Annotated in this window: 3 protein-coding genes; all 3 read left to right on the top strand. The window is 59.2% G+C overall.

Going from position 1 to position 2520, the window contains the following annotated elements:
* Positions 1-232 precede the first annotated feature (232 nt).
* A complete protein-coding gene (locus P0D89_RS52235; RefSeq protein ID WP_408379499.1) occupies positions 233-685 on the top strand; it encodes a cupin domain-containing protein in 453 nt (150 codons plus the stop codon).
* Between the two features lie 49 nt (positions 686-734).
* Entirely contained in the window at positions 735-1853 is a 1119-nt protein-coding gene (locus P0D89_RS52240) for a DegT/DnrJ/EryC1/StrS family aminotransferase (protein ID WP_408370903.1), read from the top strand.
* A partial coding sequence (locus P0D89_RS52245; protein ID WP_408370901.1) for a methyltransferase domain-containing protein occupies positions 1850-2520 on the top strand: 671 nt, incomplete at its 3' end. The genes P0D89_RS52240 and P0D89_RS52245, both read left to right, overlap by 4 nt.

Raw genomic sequence — 2520 nt, forward strand, 5'->3', positions numbered from 1 at the left:
CAGCGTTGGCCTAGTGCACGAGAGCAGCCAACATCTTGCCGAAATCGGCCGGAGCGGACACGGGGCAGTCGTGTCATCACTATGCTCCGTCCACGAGATGATGCGGCGCGACCGCGCCCGTCTGAACTTCAAACGTTAGAGAGCGTGGCCCGGTGTCGCGCCTGGTCATCCGATGGCGTCGTGTCTGGCCGAATTCAACCCGGAAAGGTCAAATGGAGAGTCAGCCGTGACTATGATGCTCACCGCGCCAGTGGCAGTAGTCGATGACGGTGTCGACGTAATCACGGATGACGGCGTCGTGCTGGCTCTGGTCATTCGCGATTCCTACTCGAAGGATGGCGTCAACTTCGTCACACCGCCGGAATTCTCCCAGCAGCTCGCCTATATTGCGCATCCCGCGGGAAGAAAGATCGCCCCGTATGTACACAATGTGCTGGTGAGGGAAGTGAAGCTCACCCAGGAAGTGCTGGTGATGAAGAAGGGGCGGCTGCGAGTCGACTTCTATGGAGCCGACCTTCGCTATGTGACCAGCCGGACTCTTGTGGCGGGCGACGTCGTCCTGTTGTCATCGGGCGGACATGGATTCGAGGTCATCGAGGACGCCGCGTTCATCGAGATCAAGCAAGGCCCTTACATGGGTGATCAGGACAAGGTGAGGTTCGATCCGCGCGGATCGCCGCAATAGCTCGCGCCTTGCCTGAGAGACAGGACGTTCACCATTTTTGGAGACTTATGTGATTCCCGTCAATGTTCCGCTGCTCGATGGAAATGAAGCGCTGTATGTGCAGCAGTGCATATCGAGCGGATGGTTGTCATCGGAAGGCGAGTTCGTCGGAAGATTCGAGCAGGCCATGGCGGAGCGCCTCGACCGACGCCACGCGGTGGCGGTCTCAAACGGCAGCGCGGCACTCGACGTTGCGATCAGCGCCCTGGGGATCGGGCCGGGCGACGAGGTGATACTGCCGACTCACACGATCATCTCCTGTGCGTCAGCGGTGGTGCGCGCCGGCGCCCGGCCGGTGCTCGTCGACTCGGACGCTTTGAGCTGGAACATGGACGTTGGGAGAATCGAGGCGGCCCTGACTGCCCGAACGCGTGCCATCATGGTGGTGCACATATTCGGGTTGCCGACGGACATGGACCCGGTCATGAAACTGGCACGCGAAAACGGTCTGCTTGTCATCGAAGATGCGGCACAGGCGATCGGGCAAACCTATAAAGGCCGTCCTTGTGGCTCCTTCGGAGACATCTCCTGCCTGAGCTTCTATTCGAACAAGCACATCACCACCGGTGAAGGCGGGATGGTCCTGTGCAATGACGAGGCGATATGCGAGCGAGCCAGGAGCCTGCGCAACCTGTGCTTCATGAGTCATCGCCGGTTCGTTCACGAGGAACTGGGCTGGAACTACCGGATGAGTAATCTGCAGGCCGCGGTTGGACTCGCGCAACTGGAGCAACTCGAAGCTCACGTTGCGCGAAAAAAGCGAATGGGCGAGAGATATCAGGAGCTTCTTCGGGATGTGGACGGCCTGGAGTTGCCGCTGGCGTCGTTGCCGTACGCTGCAAACAATTACTGGGTCTTCGGTCTCGTTCTGAAGGATGACGTTTCGGGATGCGCGGATGATGCCAGGGCACGGCTTCACGAATGCGGTGTGGAAACAAGGCCATTTTTCTGGCCAATGCACGAGCAGCCGGTGTTCCAGAAGATGGGCCTGTTCCCGAACGGGAGCTATCCGGTTGCGGAGCGTATGGGCAGGCGCGGCTTCTATTTGCCGAGCGGGCTTGCCCTGAGCTCTGAACAGCAGATTGAAATAGCCGACGCGGTGCAGCGAATGATGGAGCGTGTCTTATGAGTTTCAGCGCATGGTACCCGCAATATCATGATCTTTTCTATTCGGACAAGAATTGCGAAGCTGAAGCGGCATTTGTGACGGGCATGCTGTGTCGGCATGGCGTTGCAGGCGGCGGCCTGATGCAATTTGGTTGTAGAACGGGGCGCCATGCAGTGGAGTTTGCCTCGGCAGGATTCCGGGTCTCGGGCGTCGATCTGAATGCTGATATGGTCGCGCGAGCGGACGCGCGGCGCATTGCGTTACCGAAGGCGGTCGCGCAGCGGCTGAGGTTTCAGCAGGGCGATGCGCGCACGGTTCGCACCGAGGAGGTCTATGACGCGGTGGTGTCGCTGTTCCATGTCGCGAGCTATCAGATCACCAATGCGGAATTCATGGCCATGTGCCACACGGCCGCCATCCATCTGCCACGTTCGGGCATCTTTTTATTCGATTGCTGGTATGGCCCCGGGGTACTCGCCAATCCGCCGAAGGTTCGCGTCAAGCGGGCAACCAGTGACGGGACAGCGATGATCCGCATCGCGGAGCCTACGATGCGACGTGACGAGAATGCGGTGCAGGTCAACTACACGATCATGTTGACTGACTGCAGGACCCAGTCTGTAGAGACAGTAACGGAAACGCGCGTCATGCGTTATATGTTCCGGCCCGAAGTGGAACTGATGCTGGA

This window comes from Paraburkholderia sp. RL18-085-BIA-A (assembly GCF_046027075.1).
Lineage (GTDB): Bacteria > Pseudomonadota > Gammaproteobacteria > Burkholderiales > Burkholderiaceae > Paraburkholderia.

Bases quoted from the DNA above. Each gene is read 5' to 3' on its own strand.
- P0D89_RS52235 (WP_408379499.1), top strand. From the start codon at position 233: ATGATGCTCACCGCGCCAGTGGCAGTAGTCGATGACGGTGTCGACGTA.